The 16,575-nt window shown below is 35.8% G+C and carries 16 protein-coding genes, 3 pseudogenes and 1 riboswitch; of the genes and pseudogenes, 8 read left to right on the plus strand and 11 right to left on the minus strand.

The window, feature by feature from the left end:
• Positions 1-232: 232 nt before the first annotated feature.
• The gene (locus MHH71_RS01025; protein WP_006095474.1) at positions 233-997 is read right to left on the minus strand and encodes a class I SAM-dependent methyltransferase; all 765 of its coding nucleotides are present in this window, start codon (positions 995-997) and stop codon (positions 233-235) included.
• A 510-nt stretch (positions 998-1,507) separates the two neighbouring features.
• Between MHH71_RS01025 and MHH71_RS01030 the strand changes: the two genes are divergently transcribed.
• Positions 1,508-1,855, plus strand: coding sequence for a PadR family transcriptional regulator (locus MHH71_RS01030; protein ID WP_006095475.1), 348 nt, complete (start codon positions 1,508-1,510; stop codon positions 1,853-1,855).
• Positions 1,842-2,840: an HAAS signaling domain-containing protein gene (locus tag MHH71_RS01035; protein ID WP_033799008.1), complete on the plus strand. Its 999-nt coding sequence runs from the start codon at positions 1,842-1,844 to the stop codon at positions 2,838-2,840. The genes MHH71_RS01030 and MHH71_RS01035 overlap by 14 nt, the downstream gene beginning before the upstream one ends.
• Positions 2,841-2,968: 128 nt before the next feature.
• Here the strand turns inward: MHH71_RS01035 and MHH71_RS01040 are convergent, their stop codons facing one another.
• Both MHH71_RS01040 and MHH71_RS01045 read right to left on the minus strand, forming a co-directional pair.
• Positions 2,969-3,085, minus strand: coding sequence for a YjcZ family sporulation protein (locus tag MHH71_RS01040; protein WP_003209912.1), 117 nt, complete (start codon positions 3,083-3,085; stop codon positions 2,969-2,971).
• A 149-nt stretch (positions 3,086-3,234) separates the two neighbouring features.
• Complete coding sequence (locus MHH71_RS01045; RefSeq protein WP_006095477.1) at positions 3,235-3,531, minus strand: hypothetical protein; 297 nt, start codon at positions 3,529-3,531, stop codon at positions 3,235-3,237.
• Positions 3,532-3,775: 244 nt separating this feature from the next.
• Here MHH71_RS01045 and MHH71_RS01050 point away from each other — a divergent pair, with 244 nt between their 5' ends.
• Positions 3,776-4,408, plus strand: a complete 633-nt coding sequence (locus MHH71_RS01050) for a type 1 glutamine amidotransferase family protein (protein ID WP_006095478.1) — start codon at positions 3,776-3,778, stop codon at positions 4,406-4,408.
• Between the two features lie 219 nt (positions 4,409-4,627).
• Positions 4,628-5,140, plus strand: a pseudogene (locus MHH71_RS01055) (IS110 family transposase); the annotation flags it as partial.
• Between the two features lie 173 nt (positions 5,141-5,313).
• Here the strand turns inward: MHH71_RS01055 and MHH71_RS01060 are convergent.
• On the minus strand, positions 5,314-5,805 hold the full coding sequence (locus tag MHH71_RS01060; protein ID WP_006095480.1) for a DinB family protein: 492 nt from the start codon (positions 5,803-5,805) through the stop codon (positions 5,314-5,316).
• A gap of 718 nt (positions 5,806-6,523) precedes the next feature.
• On the opposite strand from MHH71_RS01060, the pseudogene MHH71_RS30475 reads away from it, so the two are divergent.
• The 3 genes and pseudogenes from MHH71_RS30475 to MHH71_RS01070 all read left to right on the plus strand — a co-directional run.
• Positions 6,524-6,643, plus strand: a pseudogene (locus tag MHH71_RS30475) (ABC transporter ATP-binding protein); the annotation flags it as partial.
• A gap of 102 nt (positions 6,644-6,745) precedes the next feature.
• Positions 6,746-7,903 (plus strand): serine hydrolase domain-containing protein, encoded by a 1,158-nt coding sequence (locus tag MHH71_RS01065; protein WP_078211685.1) that lies wholly within the window; start codon positions 6,746-6,748, stop codon positions 7,901-7,903.
• A gap of 352 nt (positions 7,904-8,255) precedes the next feature.
• Positions 8,256-9,425, plus strand: a complete 1,170-nt coding sequence (locus tag MHH71_RS01070; protein WP_340721919.1) for a serine hydrolase domain-containing protein — start codon at positions 8,256-8,258, stop codon at positions 9,423-9,425.
• A gap of 523 nt (positions 9,426-9,948) precedes the next feature.
• Here the strand turns inward: MHH71_RS01070 and MHH71_RS01075 are convergent.
• From MHH71_RS01075 to pssA, 3 genes and pseudogenes are all read right to left on the minus strand, one after another.
• A complete protein-coding gene (locus MHH71_RS01075) occupies positions 9,949-10,149 on the minus strand; it encodes a DUF1657 domain-containing protein (protein ID WP_006095189.1) in 201 nt (66 codons plus the stop codon).
• 174 nt (positions 10,150-10,323) lie between these two features.
• Positions 10,324-10,438 (minus strand): annotated as a pseudogene (locus tag MHH71_RS30480) (Tn3 family transposase); the annotation flags it as partial.
• A 26-nt stretch (positions 10,439-10,464) separates the two neighbouring features.
• Complete coding sequence (gene pssA, locus MHH71_RS01080) at positions 10,465-10,956, minus strand: CDP-diacylglycerol--serine O-phosphatidyltransferase (RefSeq protein ID WP_033798950.1); 492 nt, start codon at positions 10,954-10,956, stop codon at positions 10,465-10,467.
• 599 nt (positions 10,957-11,555) lie between these two features.
• On the opposite strand from pssA, the gene ycaC reads away from it, so the two are divergent.
• Entirely contained in the window at positions 11,556-12,191 is a 636-nt protein-coding gene (gene ycaC, locus MHH71_RS01085; RefSeq protein ID WP_018767514.1) for an isochorismate family cysteine hydrolase YcaC, read from the plus strand.
• Between the two features lie 148 nt (positions 12,192-12,339).
• Here the strand turns inward: ycaC and MHH71_RS01090 are convergent, their stop codons facing one another.
• From MHH71_RS01090 to MHH71_RS01105, 4 genes are all read right to left on the minus strand, one after another.
• A complete protein-coding gene (locus MHH71_RS01090; RefSeq protein WP_006095192.1) occupies positions 12,340-12,645 on the minus strand; it encodes an iron-sulfur cluster biosynthesis family protein in 306 nt (101 codons plus the stop codon).
• 211 nt (positions 12,646-12,856) lie between these two features.
• A complete protein-coding gene (locus MHH71_RS01095) occupies positions 12,857-13,252 on the minus strand; it encodes a GNAT family N-acetyltransferase (protein ID WP_006095193.1) in 396 nt (131 codons plus the stop codon).
• A gap of 140 nt (positions 13,253-13,392) precedes the next feature.
• Complete coding sequence (locus MHH71_RS01100) at positions 13,393-14,856, minus strand: amino acid permease (RefSeq protein WP_018767512.1); 1,464 nt, start codon at positions 14,854-14,856, stop codon at positions 13,393-13,395.
• Positions 14,857-14,968: 112 nt separating this feature from the next.
• Positions 14,969-15,161, minus strand: a riboswitch (Lysine riboswitch).
• Between the two features lie 358 nt (positions 15,162-15,519).
• Positions 15,520-16,419: a sulfite exporter TauE/SafE family protein gene (locus MHH71_RS01105; protein WP_018767511.1), complete on the minus strand. Its 900-nt coding sequence runs from the start codon at positions 16,417-16,419 to the stop codon at positions 15,520-15,522.
• Positions 16,420-16,575: the final 156 nt, after the last annotated feature.

A 16,575-nucleotide genomic window follows, 5' to 3' on the forward strand; every position in this document is an offset into this window, starting at 1 on the left:
GGACAGTGAGGCATTTTAGGGGATGAAGGAAAGTCATGGAGCAGATTACTAGAAAAGAGTGGGACAAACTTATTTTGCTTGTATTCGTTATAATTGTTATGATTCAGTCTTTTACATTGTGTAAAGTAGAATTTGTGTATTATCCTTTTTCTAAAGCTAAGATCTTAGAATAACAATTCATCCGAAAAAGAGTCCTAAAAGGTAATGGAGCATACCTGTTAGGACTCTTTTATTATGATATTCTTACCGTTTTAATAAAAAAACGGTGTTGTTTCACATCAAAATACCCTTTTTGTAGGATAAGTTGATGTATTTTGTACAATTCATTTACATATGTTTCAGTTTCAAAATCAGGCACTTGCCAAGGAATTGCTTGTAAATAATAGACGAGAGCACTGATATCATAAAACCTTTGAACGGGAAACTCTTCTTTATATGTTAAAACTTTAAAACCATGTTGCTCGAGTTCACTTAGAGCAGTTTCTAAATTCCAATTTGTAAATTCAGAATTGAGTGGTGCTCCTAGTGCTTCATTGATTTCCGCACAATCTAAGCCACCTACTTGCTGCGTAAGAAAGATGCCATTTGGAGAAAGGATCCTTTTTACTTCGGAAACAGAGTAGGATTCGTGTTGATTTAAAATCAAATCGAATTGTCCATCATCAAATGGTAAAGTCTCATCATTGGTTACTTCTACAACCTTTACACCTAAAGGTTCTAAATTCTTTTTTGCTAATGGGATATTTGGAGAATACCCTTCAGTCGCATAAATAGAAGGAGGGAATGGTCTTAACATGGATAAGAATTCTCCACCACCTGTTCCCATATCAAGCATAGAATTCGTGTTTTGAATAAGGGAAAAGGCCATGCTACCGTAGGACCAAGAAAGTAATTGACTCTTCATACGATCAGTTTCTGTAATAAAGGAAAAATCCCATCCAGTAAAGCTTGCGTTTGCATTTTCTAATAAGGTGAAAAATAATTTATCATTCTTCATGTTAAATCCTCCTGTTTACTATATTCAAAATAGGGTGAATATAATAAACAGGAGGAGGACCTCTAATTACAATATACGGTTGTTACGTTTCATGTTCTAGTATTTTCATATGAAATCACTCCTGGCAAAAGTATGTTGTTTTACCTTCTAGATTTATGAGTATAATACCTTCTAAAAGTAAAAAATAAAATAGATATAGCTGTACAGTGGTAATAAATAAAGTCCCATAAACGGCCGTTTTCGGTACTTTTTAAGGAAACTAGATTGGATATATATGTTAGGATAGAGAAGAAATATACTTAAGCCAACACCAATAAAGGAATCCACGTTTTAGACTACCTAATTTGTGGATTCTTTTTATTTTAACCTAAATATAATTCGAAAAATATTGTATTTTTATGTGTTTCTTACCGAATTATTTTTTTACATTGATGTTGGAACAATAATGGTGTATGACGCATAGTATAAAACATATACCGTATAACATACACCAAGAAAAGAGGTGAATGAATGGATACTTTATTGAATTCATTAACGACAGAGCTTAGGAGAGGAACTTTGACGTTAGCTGTTTTAAGTCAATTACAAAAGCCCCAGTACGGATATTCACTTGTTCAATTGTTGGAACAGTCAGGTATTAACATTGATCAAAGTACTTTATATCCATTGCTACGCCGCTTAGAAAAACAAGAGTTAGTAACAAGTAGTTGGGATACATCTGAGAGTAGACCGCGTAAGTACTATGTTCTAAGCGAATATGGTTTGGAGATTTTTTTACAGTTAAAAAGGGAATGGATGGACAATTCTAAAAAACTCTTAGAAGTGTTAAAAGGGGAGAAAGATGATGAATCTAATTGAGATTTATATACAAGAAGTGACTCGAAGACTGCCTGAAAAAAATCGTGAAGATATTGCTCTCGAGTTAAGATCAACCATTGAGGATATGTTACTTGATGATTACAGTGAAAAAAATATAAAAGGGGTTCTTGAAACATTAGGGAATCCCGCTATATTAGCTAGTAAATACCGCGATCAACCAATGCATCTTATTGGTCCTCACTATTTTGAGACATATGTTACGTTATTAAAAATGATTTTACCGATTGCTGCTATTATTTCTCTAATCTCGATCATTCCCGAATATTTTATAGGGTATCATGGCGAAGAAGCAGTAATTAGTGTGGGTTTTGATATTATTGGTTTTTGTATAGGGAGAATCGTTGAAGTAGGTATGCACGTCTTTTTCTGGCTGACACTTGTTTTCGCGCTTATTGAACGAGTAAATCATTCGAAAGGAAGTCACCCATTCACAACAAAGTTTACCAAATGGACAGCTGATGATTTAAAAAACACACCTTATATTCCTAAGAAAAAAGTCATCACGAAATTCGAAGTATTTGGAAGTTTATTATGGACTGCTATTTGGGCAACAGTTTATTTTTACGCAAATCATCTTGTAGGTATATATCGAAGTAGTACACACGGACTTGATTTTGCGGCCCCAGCTCTTAATCAGGATGTATTGCTTCAGTATTGCCCAATCGTTCTTGTTGTAATCGGTTTAGAAATAGTATTATCTATTTATAAATTAATTAAGGGACAATGGACAAAAGGAATAGCAATATTTAATACAGCTTTCCAGCTTATTGGAACCATTGTATTCATTGTGATAGTAACGAATCCAAATGTAATGAACCAAGATTTTATTACGTATACAGCTGATTTATTCACTATTACTACTAAACAACTTGAATCGCGGATAGTTGGCGGTGCAATTTTCTTCTTTATGTTATCTGCGGCAATCAGTGTATTTGATGGTATCCGCAAGGCTAAAATTCATTAATCAGCATTCGTCTATTACAATAATGGGGTTTAGTTTAACAAGCCATCCCTTAAAAAAGTCGGATTCTTAGCGTACAGGTGAACTGTACCCCATAAAGAAAAGACACTCTAATGAGTGCCTGATCTTAACTAGCAACCGAATCCGCCACCTGAACAGCTGCATCCAATAATGATTAATAGAATGAACAGCACAATTAGTAAAGCGAATCCGCCACCAAAACCACCACAACTACCACCAAAGCTCATAATATTTCCTCCTTGAGTAAGAGGGGCCAACTGGGATGCACATGTGTTTTAACGGATACACATTACTTTATGTTTTTAAACAATATATGAGCAGGTCCTTTAAGAAATAAAGAAAGACACCCTTACGTGGTTCAGCCAAGATACGTGTATTATTCTTCAATTCTTTCTAGTAGCCAATCTTGGACTTCATCTTTCAAATCCATTCCCACGATGATCTTACCAAGGACTACACCTTTACCGATTAAATTTATATCTATGTCTATAGATGGTTTTAATGGATTCATTGTGTATGTAACTGTTTCGATATGGCGAACTGGGATACGAACAATCCCAATGATTCCAGATGTAAGTAAATATCCATCCTCTGTAATCTCAATTACGTTATTTTTCCATGTGAATTTGTTATCAGTTATTGCTTTTGGATTTTTCGCACCAAAAATACCCATGATTTCACTCCTAAATGGGGTAGCGTCTTAAAGAATCTAACGAGACCATTTTTTCTGAATTAAAATGGTATTCTCCAAGTAAATTAATATGTTCCCAACCTAGAGGTGACATATGGTGCAATAAGTCTCTGTTAAAAATATCGGAATTAATAAAATTTCATCAAGTAATATACTTTCCTGACGTTATCTGTCAGGGAAGTTATATTATAATAGGCTATATCAATAGTGATAGGAGTGTTATTGGATGCAAACAAAAAAGGTTTATCTTTATGTATTTAATACAATGTCAGACTGGGAATATGGGTATTTAATTGCTGAATTAAACTCAGGAAGATATTTCAAAAAAGATGTAGCACCTTTAAAAGTAGTTACAGTAGGAACGAATAAAGAAGGTATTACTACGATGGGAGGGCTGAGCATACAACCAGATATGTCCCTTGATGAATGTACTCTTGAGAGTAAAGACCTTTTAGTCTTACCTGGAGGGAATACTTGGAGAGAAGATATTCATCAACCTATCTTAAAAAAAATTGATGAAGCCTTAAAGATTGGCACTATTGTTGCTGCAATTTGTGGTGCAACTGAGGCCCTCGCGAATATGGGATACTTAGATTTTAGAAAGCACACAAGCAATGACTTAGAGTATATTAAAATGGTCTGTCCTAATTATAAAGGAGAAAAATTTTATGAGATGAGACCTGCGGTATCTGGTGAGAATTTGGTTACTGCATCAGGAGTAGCACCTCTGGAATTTACGATGGAAGTACTGAAAAAATTAGATGTATTTGCACCTGATACATTACATGCATGGTATAACTTAAATAAGACTCATAACCCTGAATACTTCTTCCAGTTAATGAATTCAATAAATAGATGAGCTAAAAAAATCAACTTAGCAGTTTTATATTAGTTCAAATAATTACCATGCTTTAGACGATGTCAAAGCATGGTTTTTGTGTATAACTTAAAAATGTTTATAGAAGTAAAAAAATTACAAGGCACTCCTGAAGTTGTTATAAATAGAACTGGTAACTCAATCTCTTTTTAATATTGAAATTTCCTTAACGTTGTAAATCCGCATTTTCCTGACGATACCCCATTTAAGAAAATCCTATATCAGAGCCATTTAGTGACCTTAAAGATGTACATCCAAATGCTTTTTCAACAAAAAGAGTTTCTATCCATCCTAGAGCAAGAGATTGATGAATTAGCCATGCAGTTTGAAGAGTATGAGATTCTCCGTTCTATACCGGGAGTAGGATGTAAGATTGCGGCTACGCTCATCTCCGAAATCGGGGGAATCAAGCAGTTTAGTCACCCTAAAAAGCTAGTGACCTATGCAGGAATTGACCCCAGGATCTATCAATCAGGTAAGTTTACAGCTACCATAAGCCGCATCACGAAAAGAGGCTCTTCCAAGCTACGACAAGCTTTATATACAGCCGTTCAGTGTGGATTAACGAATAATCGAAACACCAAACTCAGAGAGTTTTACGACAAAAAAAGAAGTGAGGGAAAACCTCACAAAGTAGCGATAATAGCCTACGCCAACAAGCTATTACATTGGATTTATGCCATTTTCAAGCATAAAGAGAGTTTCATAGCATGACAAATAATTAATAATTACATTAATTGAAAAAACTTCAAATTGTTGTTTTGAAGTCTCTTTGTCATGCCTTTTTTTATTGTACCATTACTTATGAATCAATATTAAGCCAAAAGTATTGACTTATATTAGCTGATATAATTGAATAAATGAATATTAACTACATGTTTAAATGACTACACTTTAACAACATTCACTTTCCAGCTATTTTGCAGTTTTCGAATAAAGATGATTTGACCAATGTGATATGCGTTATGAGTGGATACATTTCCAAGTATCTCCCACCACTTCGCATGTGCAGGGAAGCCATTTACTTCACTCTCAACTTTTTCTTCCGTTAATAAATCTTGCCATTGTAACAACACCTCTAAAAGTCGTTCTTTTAAGTTACTAAAACTTTTATTTTCGGGAATTATAAAACTTTTATTATTATCACCTATGGAAGGTACAGCATTAACATGAGATTTTTGGTACCTAGTTTGCCATGTTTCATTCCAATAAAGTAGGTGCTGCACAATTTCAGCAATACTATTACAATTTTCGTTAGGCTTCCAAAATGCTTCTTCCTCTGACAAATTTTCGACTGAGTCAGAAAATGGAAGGTACCAGCTAGGATCATTAGCATTAGCTAATAACTGATCGGATAAGACGTCTTTTGCATGAAACATGCTCTCCACACTCCTAATAATTTTTTTCTGATTTATTCAAGTTAAAAACCAAAGTAGTGCTAAAACTCAGGCCTCAAATGTAATAAATCGACTACCTAGTTCTACTAATTCTCTTATATTAAGTTAATCCCTTCATTATTTTTTCATAAGGGGATCCTACCACATCGCCATCAAGCTAAGGTTTTAATATACCCCCTAAATGAACATTTTCTTTTTTTACAGGTAGTTACTTTGAAAAGTCAGCTTATTTTTTCGTTTTGAGGGCGTTTATTTTTCTTAAGCTGATGAATATGGAGTACCCCCTAGGTTAAATGAAATTCCACTTAGAAACAAGTGATTTTAACAACGTTAGGAGTGTTTCATGCAGCACAATGTCATTTGTGTTGTATCGCAAGAAGAAAAATTACATTAGAAAAGAGCCGGAATTCACCCTGTTAAGAGTAAACCAAATCTTTAATATTTAAAGGACGAAAAAAAGAAACATAGAAGTGAAAAACCTCTGTGTTTCTTTTTGATTCATATATTTATTGGGAAATACTTTGAACTTTCAGGCACAGATACTTCTTCTACCCTATTATAGAAGCTATTTTGAACGTAAGGGATTTGTAAGGAATAGGTAAGGAAAAAGAGATTTTCATTGTGTATGATCAAAATATAAAGAAGCATGAAAGGCGGAACAGATATGACTTATATATGAAAAACAAACCAGTTAACAAGAGTGTTTCAAGGAAAAGAAGTAATTTCTGGGGTTAACATACATGTGAAAAAAGAGGGATTTACCGTTTGTTAGGACAGAATGGCGTTTGTAAAAATAATCATTATGAAGATGATTACGAATTCAATGTTGACCTTTTGTCATTGGTGGAGATGATAACTGTGTGGTTAGTACGAAACAGCAAGCAACCACCTATCCAATATGAATAGAGGAGAGGAATGCCTTATGAAAACACGTAGTCAAATTACATGTGCAAGTTTGGCCCTTTTAATAGCTGGAAGTTCCCTGTTATACACAACGCCAACCTCAATTGTAAAAGCAGAGCCCACTCAAAATATATCTAGTTCGTTACAAACAAGCACTCAACGAGATCGTAATTCCGTCAAGCAAGCAATGCGGGATATATTGCAACTTGGAATCCCGGGGATACTTGCTAAAACTTCTGAGGGTGGAAAAACGTGGGGTTATGCCGCTGGGGTAGCGAATCTGAGCACCAAGAAACCAATGAAAACAGATTTTCGCTTTCGCATTGGCAGCGTGACGAAGACGTTCACCGCAACAGTTGTACTTCAATTAGCTGGAGAGAACCGCCTGAATCTAGACGACTCCATTGAAAAATGGTTGCCTGGTGTCATTCAAGGAAACGGATATGATGGTAACCAGATTACTATCCGGCAGATATTGAACCATACAAGTGGTATCGCTGAATACTTAAGGTCAAAAGACGCTGATATGATGAATACCAAAAAAACATATACGGCTGAAGAATTAGTAAAGATTGGGCTTTCTCTGCCTCCAGACTTTGCCCCAGGAAAGGGCTGGTCTTATTCAGACACAGGATATGTATTACTGGGTATCCTTATTGAAAAAGTAACCGGGAACAGCTATGCGGAAGAGATTGAAAATCGGATTATTGAACCGCTTGAATTGTCGAATACATTCCTACCGGGCAATTCAAGCGTTATTCCAGGCACCAACCATGCCCGTGGATATGTCCAACCAGACGGAGCAAGTGAGCTAAAAGACGTTACTTATTATAACCCAAGTATAGCTAGCTCGGCTGGAGATATGATCTCTACTGCTGACGACTTAAACAAATTCTTCTCTTACTTACTCAGTGGCAAATTACTGAAGGAACAGCAATTAAAACAAATGCTTACTACAGTTCCTACAGGAAGTGCTGAAATCAGCGGATATGGTCTTGGAATCTATGAAACTAAGCTTCCAAACGGTGTCTCGATATGGGGACACACAGGTAGCATTCCAGGGTTTGTTACTCTTGTTGGGGGTACACTTGGAGGCAAGCATACGTTGGCCGTCAATTTGAACAGTATGGGTAAAGCTAACTTTAAAAATATTTTACTTGCTGAATTTAGCAAGTAGGCAAAAAGGAAGAACGGATAAATTTTGTCATATTTTTTATAGTTAAACATATACCTTTCTGGTTCAAAAACCCCCAACTTACTCTAAAAAATAATTTTTTGGGTTTTTGGAATTACGGTGGCACCCCAATGTTATTCAAGGAAAAGAAGTAATTTCTGGGGTTAACATACATGTAAAAAAAGAGGGATTTACCGTTTGTTAGGACAGAATAGCGTTTGTAAAAATAATAATTATGAAGATGATTACAAATTCAATGTTGACCTTTTGTCACTGGTAGAGATGATAGCTGTGTGGTTAGTGTGAAACAGCAAGCAACCACCTATCCAATATGAATAGAGGAGAGGAATGCCTTATGAAAACACGTAGTCAAATTACATGTGCAAGTTTGGCCCTTTTAATAGCTGGAAGTTCCCTGTTATACACAACGCCAACCTCAATTGTAAAAGCGGAGTCCACTCAAAATGTATCTAGTTCGTTACAAACAAGCACTCAACGAGATCGTAATTCCGTCAAACAAGCAATGCGGGATACATTGCAACTTGGATTCCCGGGGATACTTGCTAAAACTTCCGAGGGTGGAAAAACGTGGAGTTATGCCGCTGGGATAGCGGATCTGAGAACCAAGAAACCAATGAAAACAGATTTTCGCTTTCGCATTGGCAGCGTGACGAAGACGTTCATTGCAACAGTTCTACTTCAATTAGCTGGAGAGAACCGCCTGAATCTAGACGACTCCATCGAAAAATGGTTGCCTGGTGTCATTCAAGGAAACGGATATGATGATAAACAGATTACTATCCGGCAGATATTGAACCATACAAGTGGTATCGCTGAATACTCAAGATCAAAAGACTTTGATCTTATGGATACAAAAAAATCGTATACGGCTGAGGAATTAGTAAAGATGGGGATTTCTCTGCCCCCAGACTTTGCCCCAGGAAAGGGCTGGTCTTATTCAAATACAGGATACGTATTACTGGGTATCCTTATTGAAAAAGTAACTGGAAACAGCTATGCGGAAGAGATTGAAAATCGGATTGTTGAACCACTTGAATTGTCGAATACATTCCTACCTGGCAATTCAAGCGTTATTCCAGGCACCAAGCATGCCCGTGGATATTTCCAACCAGACGGAGCAAGTGAGCTAAAAGACGTTACTTATTATAACCCAAGTATGGGTAGCTCGGCTGGAGAGATGATTTCTACTGCTGACGACTTAAACAAATTCTTCTCTTACTTACTCAGTGGCAAATTACTGAAGGAACAGCAACTAAAACAAATGCTTACTACAGTTCCTACAGAAATAGCTGAATTAGGAGAATGTGGTCTTGGAATCTTTGAAACTAAGCTTCCAAACGGTGTCTCGATATGGGGACACGGAGGTAGCATTCCAGGGTTTCTTACTTTTGCTGGAGGTACAATTGGAGGCAAGCATACGTTGGCCGTCAATTTAAACAGCATGGGTAAAGCTAACAGTCCTGACCCTTTTAAAAATATTTTACTTGCTGAATTTAGCAAGTAGGCAAAAAAGGAAAACAGGATGAATTTTTTCATAGTTTTTATAGTTGAAAATATACCTTTCTGGTTCAAAAACCCCCAACTTACTCTAAAAAATAATTTTTTGGGTTTTTGGAATTACGGTGGCACTTCAATGCTATTAAGCTAATAAAACAAAATCTTCCCTAAAATGAAAAAATACGTCATCCGTTCCTATTGGAGTGCCCCCTGAGAAAGAAACAATAAAAAACACCTCTCTAAATCGTAAGTATCAGTTATGATTTTAATGGAGGTGTTTTTCGTATTATGGATACAATTTCGCTTTAGCTTGATTGACATGGGGTACCGCCACACATCCATCAACTTAAGAATTTTATAACACACCCAAAACGAAAAAATGTACATTTTTTTGTTTTGGGACACTTGCTTTTCTTATCTTGATAGTGATGTGGTGAAACCCTTTAATTGTAATCATCATTTTGATAATCGTTATCTAAGCTGAGCGCTCTTCCATTTGGACGATATTCTATGTGAAAGGTATTATGTTATTACTTGTACTGAGGCTCTTCTTGTTCAATTTGCTGAAGACGAGGATTTAAAGATTCAATAATTTCTTGAGTTTGTTGTGCTGCACCTTTATATAATTGTTTTGCTTCCTGGTTATCAGTATCAAGAACAAATCCTTCTAGGCATGCTTGAGCACTCTTTAATCCAGCGATAGTTTGTTTAAGTTTAGTGCTTACTGTCATGTAGTATTTCCTCCTTGTAAATGTACTTCAAAATATAGAATGCCTATTTTGTTATCATAGTACGATTTCCAATTTTCGGTGTATAACGAATTACAGGAATTATTAATGGTTGCATAACCATTTAACGATGCAACCCTAGATTCTCTATGTTTTGGGTAACTTTGCAACAGAACCGTTTATATGCTCCCATCCCAAGTGGTGAAATATGTTCTAGTAATTCCTCATTGAAATCATACTTACTCTTTAATACTTCTATAGTCTTACTCAAATAAACGATATTCCATAAAGTCTTGATGGCGATGGGCGGGACCCCAATTAAAGTTTTTTAAACCTAATTGGACTTACCATTAAGAGAGCGAGGATTAATGTAATCCATGCATTGCTATATGAAAACAATCCCATACCAGCCAATGGTAATCCTGCAGCTGGAATAGGTAATCCCTTAAAATATCCAATGGTTGGTTTAACACTAAATTTTGCTAATCTTAAAGCACCCATCGTTGGGAAAAGGATAAATGCCAAAGAAGTTAAAATAGATGGTGTTGCTATCGAATGAAATAAAAGTGCAGGAGCAACTCCGAAACTAACAATATCAGCTAAGGAATCCAACTCTACACCAAACTCACTGTTCACTTTTAATTTTCTCGCAATCCTTCCATCAAGAAGATCTAAAACAGCTGAAAAGAAAATGAAAATGGAGGCTGCTTCCAAATAGTCACTCATATTCATGGTAATTGAAAAAACACCGCACAATAAATTTCCGATCGTAAATAAATTGGGTACAGCTTTTACTATCTGATTGAACAAGGTTGTCCCCCCTAAGTTGATCAAACTTCACATTTATGTAGCATTTTCTATATATTCTTCCGTTATTCTTAAAAATATATGACCACTGTACGCTAAGTAAATTTCGACAAGAGAAAGGCCGATTTCCTGTACGTTATGTTGGTTTATAAAAATGTTTGATCATGGGTAAGTCTATTACTGTTGATTTACCTAATATAAAAAGCCTGTTTTTGAAAAAAGATTGATCAAAACAGGCTCTAAAATAGAAAAGGGGAAAGAGGAGAGAGGTGAAAACTTGAAAAGTGTAATTTGATGTAAGGTTCTCAGTTTATGAATATAGAATGCAGTAATCCCCTTATTAAAAGTAATTTTGATTATATTGTAATTATGATGCATGAAATTATTTTAGTGTAAACAAAGAAAAGGTAGCTCCTGCTGCAAGGTACCTTTTCCAAGGGATATAACTCATTATCTAAACGATCGATGGTCATTTTATTGAGAAATAAATCAATTACTTAACAATAAAAGGAAAATGATTGTAACAAGCGAATGAGATTTAAGAAGAATTTACCGATATATGAACTTTCTTCTATTACATTAGTTTAAGGAGGACTATAAAAATGTCTGATCTCTATTCTCGTCTTTCCAAAAATGATGCCGCTGTTCTTCTAGTGGATCATCAAACTGGTCTTATTTCCAGCCTAGTGCGTGATTATGGTGTTGATGAATTTAAGAACAATGTTTTGGCTCTTGCTAATACCGCTAAGTTTTTTGATTTACCAGTTATTTTAACAACAAGCTTTGAAAGCGGACCGAACGGCCCACTAATGCATGAATTGGTTGAGCTCTTTCCTGGTGCGCCAAAAATAGCTCGGCCTGGACAAATTAATGCATGGGACAATGAAGAATTTGTTAAAGCCATCGAAGCAACAGGTAAAAAGCAACTAATTATCGCAGGGGTTGTTACTGATGTTTGTGTTGCGTTCCCAGCACTATCTGCTGTAAACGCAGGATATGAGGTATTCGTTGTAACTGATGCATCAGGGACTTTTAGTAAACAAGTTGCAGATGCTGCCCTTATGCGTATGGCTCATGGAGGAGTCCAATTAATGAACTGGTTTAGCGTTGCAGCAGAATTACATCGTGACTGGCGAAATGACGTTGAAGGTTTTGGAGCTTTACTTGCTAAACATCTGCCTAGTTATCAAAATATCATGGAAAGCTATATGAGAGCTCAAAGAGAGCTTAGCAAGTAAAATGACTTAATTAATAGTTGTACTGTTTCATTTTTTTCGTTTTGGGGAGCAACCAATTTCTTAACTTGATGGTGATGTATGGTGACCCCTATTAGGCTTGATAAAAATAAAGAATGCCCTTGCTTCAGTCAAGAAACAAGGGCATTCTTCATTTTTTAATTGATAATCCATATACAAGTGTTTCGCTAGGAGTCGTAATACTAAAACCTGTCATTTTATAATCAAGCTTTAATGTATTTCCTATATAGTCTTTTGTAAAATCATCCGTTTGAATAATAAGTTGCTCATCTTCATAAGCGATTTCATTTGGATTATACTCATCGAAAATTAAATCAACATCAACAAATATACTACAAGAATTTGTCATTGTACCTCTAATACGTATGATGTTTTTGTTATTTGCGTTTAATTTATGTAATACGGCTTTTGCCCCATCAGTTACGCGAATGTTCATGGAATCCCAACCTTTGTTTATAGTTCTTATTCTATTATTGCAAAAACATTAGAAATAGGGAAGTAAAGGGTTTCAATGAATGATAAACGTATAGGGATTACGATTTGAAAAGTAAGGATGGAACCGTAAATGTTTGTGTTAAGCATAACTCATCATCACTTATTTTCTCAACTTCTTGATACTTTATCACATTCTTTTGGTAGAACTTTTTCTAAAAGTTCACCGCTGTTTTATTGTTTTTTAATTGCATTACATAATAGGTTCCTTTGTGCTGTTTTAAAAGTTCTAAAATTGCTTGATCTGCTATCCTTTTTCCGCGGTACGCTTTTAATATGAAAAGATCGTTAATGCAGCAGTCTGTTTCAGGTGCTGTGAATGGTGGTTTCGCGAATAGAAGAAACCCGACATATTTTTCTTCATATGTAATGAAATAAGGAGAAAGCTCATCTCGGTTACAAATAAGTTCAAAAGCATCAAATTCAAAAAATCCATTTTCATTTGGATGAAGGGTAGGGGAGAATTCGGATAAATCATGTAAATATAGAGCATAAAAATTCTTTAATATTTTAAGTTGTTCAGTGGAGACAATTTCTAACGCGACGTTCATTTTAATCCCACCCTTTTTTTAATAATTCCTCTATGCAGTAAACCATTCGACATAAAGAAAACATATCCTTTGAATGTGAAGGATTCATTCCAATAAAAAAGGCCAGCAAACATGATTGATGTTTGCTGGCCTTTTATCACTTAAAGTTCACATTTATCAAGAGGAATTACTTTTGTTTTCTTTGTAAATTTATATCCTAACCACATCGCAAGGAAGAGAGGTAAGCCGATATAGGAAACAAGTACACCATTCCAATCGATAGACTCGCCTATAAATGCTCCGTAATTTTGTCCTAAAATGACAATGACACAAAGTGCAAATGCGAAGATTGGACCAAATGGGAACCATTTTGCTTTATACGGTAAATCATTTAAATCTTTTCCTTGTGCAATATATGCTTTTCGGAAACGATAATGACTAATAGCAATTCCGACCCATGCAATAAATCCAGACATTCCAGATGCATTTAATAACCAAATATATACAACACCGTCGCCGAATAAGGAAGCTAGGAAAGCGGCACAGCCAACTACTGAAGTTGCGATTAACGCGTTAACAGGTACGCCGCGGCTATTTAATTTACCTAAAAATTTCGGTGCTTTTCCTTGTCTTGCTAAATCCCAAAGCATACGAGCTGATGCGTACATACCTGAGTTACCAGCAGATAAAACTGCAGTTAAAATAACTGCGTTCATAACAGAAGCGGCAAATGCAACTCCTGCTTTTTCAAATACAAGTGTAAATGGACTTACTGTTACATCGCTAGCTGCAAGACTTTCAGTTGTATACGGAATTAATAAACCGATAACAAGTATTGCAAAGATGTAGAATAATAGAATACGCCAAAAGATTGAGCGAATTGCTTTTGGAATGCTACGCTCTGGATCGGCAGTTTCACCAGCAGCTACACCTAATAATTCAGTTCCTTGGAATGAAAAACCAGCAGCCATAAATACACCGATAATTGCCATAATACCACCGTTAAATGGTGCATCTGCAACAGTAAAGTTTTTAAATCCAACAGGTTCGCCACCCATAATACCAAAAATCATCATAAATCCAACGATTAAAAAGATAATAACAGTAGCTACTTTAATAAGTGCGAACCAATATTCCGCTTCACCAAACCCTTTAACAGATAAGTAATTTAAAAGAAACATAATGACTAAACAAAGGCCACTCCAAATAAGGGAAGGTGTATTTGGGAACCAAAACTTCATAATTAATGTTACGGCTGCAAGTTCAGCGGCAATGGTAATTGCCCAGTTATACCAATAATTCCAGCCGAGTGCAAATCCAAGTGATGGATCGACAAATTTTGTCGCGTATGTGCTAAAAGATCCAGTGACAGGCATGTAAGCTGCTAATTCAGCTAAACTTGTCATTAAGAAGTAAACCATAATTCCGATTGCCGCATATGCGATGAGAGCTCCGCCAGGCCCTGCTGTGTGAATGACACCACCACTTGCAAGAAATAGTCCGGTACCGATTGTACCGCCGAGAGAAATCATCGTAAGGTGACGAGATTTTAACCCGCGTCTTAATTCACCTTGTCCTTGTGTAGATTGTTTTGTAGAGGTAGCTTGATTCGTTGCGCTATTCATGTTCAACACTCCTTTTCTTGTAAGATTAGGAAGGAACGGGGAGAAAAATACAAAAAACCGCCAAAGGAATTTGGCGGAACGTTTCACAAATAACCACCCCATCATACCCTTCCGTTAAGATAGCACCCCACGTTTACACGGTACTTTGTAAACGTGACAGTTCTGTTCCTGTTTGGAGACAGCCCCAGCTCGTACTTCCAGAGAAGAAATACAAACTTCGGCAGCATTTCCTTTCAAACGGAGTCATTGACATTCTCTGTGTCTAATCCGTTCTACTAATAAAAGCCGCAACCTCTACCTCATCGGATTGATGAGGATTTATTTATTGCTGTGATTTTTAATATATGGCAATTGTAATTAGTTTCTGAAAATATTGCAAGGGATTTTTGTAGGAAAATATCAAAAAAAATCGGTTATTGTATAGGAAACGTTTCAAAATTCCACCCGAACCTACGTGATATGTAAAAAAATGAAGAAAAAATTGTTATACAAATGTTTCGCAAAAAGATATGGAAAATCCTCTAAAATTAAAAGAAAATTCAGAAAAATAAATTCGACATTGATTATAAGCAAAATAAAGAGTGCTAAAGAGATTAAAAAAGGTAAGCAAACTTATCATTTGCTTACCGTAGTATTTCACACCACTTTATAATTATTTCTGTTTTAAGGCAAAACTCGTTTTTGTCCAGTCGTATATCCAACGTTTTGTTTTGTAAGCTGGGAGTGATTTCTAACCGAAATGAAAAGTGCAATGATAACGACAAGACCCGCTGCAATATAGGAAAGGTTAATAATTGTTGGATCCACTTTAAATGATGTAAGCAGTGTCCGGATATTTGTAAAAATAATCAGTCCACCAACGAGTACCCCAAGTAAATGTGAAGGTACAATTCGTACTAACCATGCAGCGATTGGAGCGGCGATAATGCCGCCGAGCATAAGAGCAAATACCCAAAACCAGCTTACTTGTTCCCAGCCTAATGAAATGAAAAATCCAATAGTTGCAGCTAATGAGACAGGAAACTCACTCGTATCAACGGAACCAATGACTTTTCTTGCTTCATTTCCACGTGCGAGAAGTACGGGTGTAGTGATAGGTCCCCAGCCACCTCCACCAGTTGAATCAACAAATCCCGCAAACAATCCGAGTGGTATAAGTTGCTTACCAGACATACGTTTATTTGATTGGACAATTTGTTTTTGAATAATAAATCGTAATAAAATATAGACACCTAAAGTAAATAAAAAGATAGAAATGTACGGTTTAATTAAATCACCCGGTAAATTGCTTAAAAAACAAGCACCAACAAAAGCACCAATTGCACCTGGTAATGTTAGTCTGGAAACAGTGTATTTATCAACGTTTCCAAATCGAATATGAGATACGCCAGAAGCTGCAGTGGTAACAACTTCAGCTAAATGAACGGATGCGGAAGCGACAGCAGGTGCAATGCCAAACATTAATAATAATGAGGAAGACGTTACTCCGTAAGCCATTCCAAGTGCCCCATCAATCAGTTGAGCAAAAAAACCAATAATAGCAAAGACAATTAATTTTTGCATATAAAATCCCCCTGTAATAATAAACAAAAAGGCTCTTTTCTCGAGTGAGAAAAGAGCCTTTGGTTTTTCCAATCAGCTTAACGTTAATTTTTTATTATTATAATGCATATTAATCTCATAAAGCAACTGGGTTTTAAAAGTTTTTTAAATTGATTG

Source organism: Bacillus sp. FSL H8-0534, assembly GCF_038005885.1.
Classification (GTDB): Bacteria; Bacillota; Bacilli; order Bacillales; family Bacillaceae_G; genus Bacillus_A; species Bacillus_A pseudomycoides.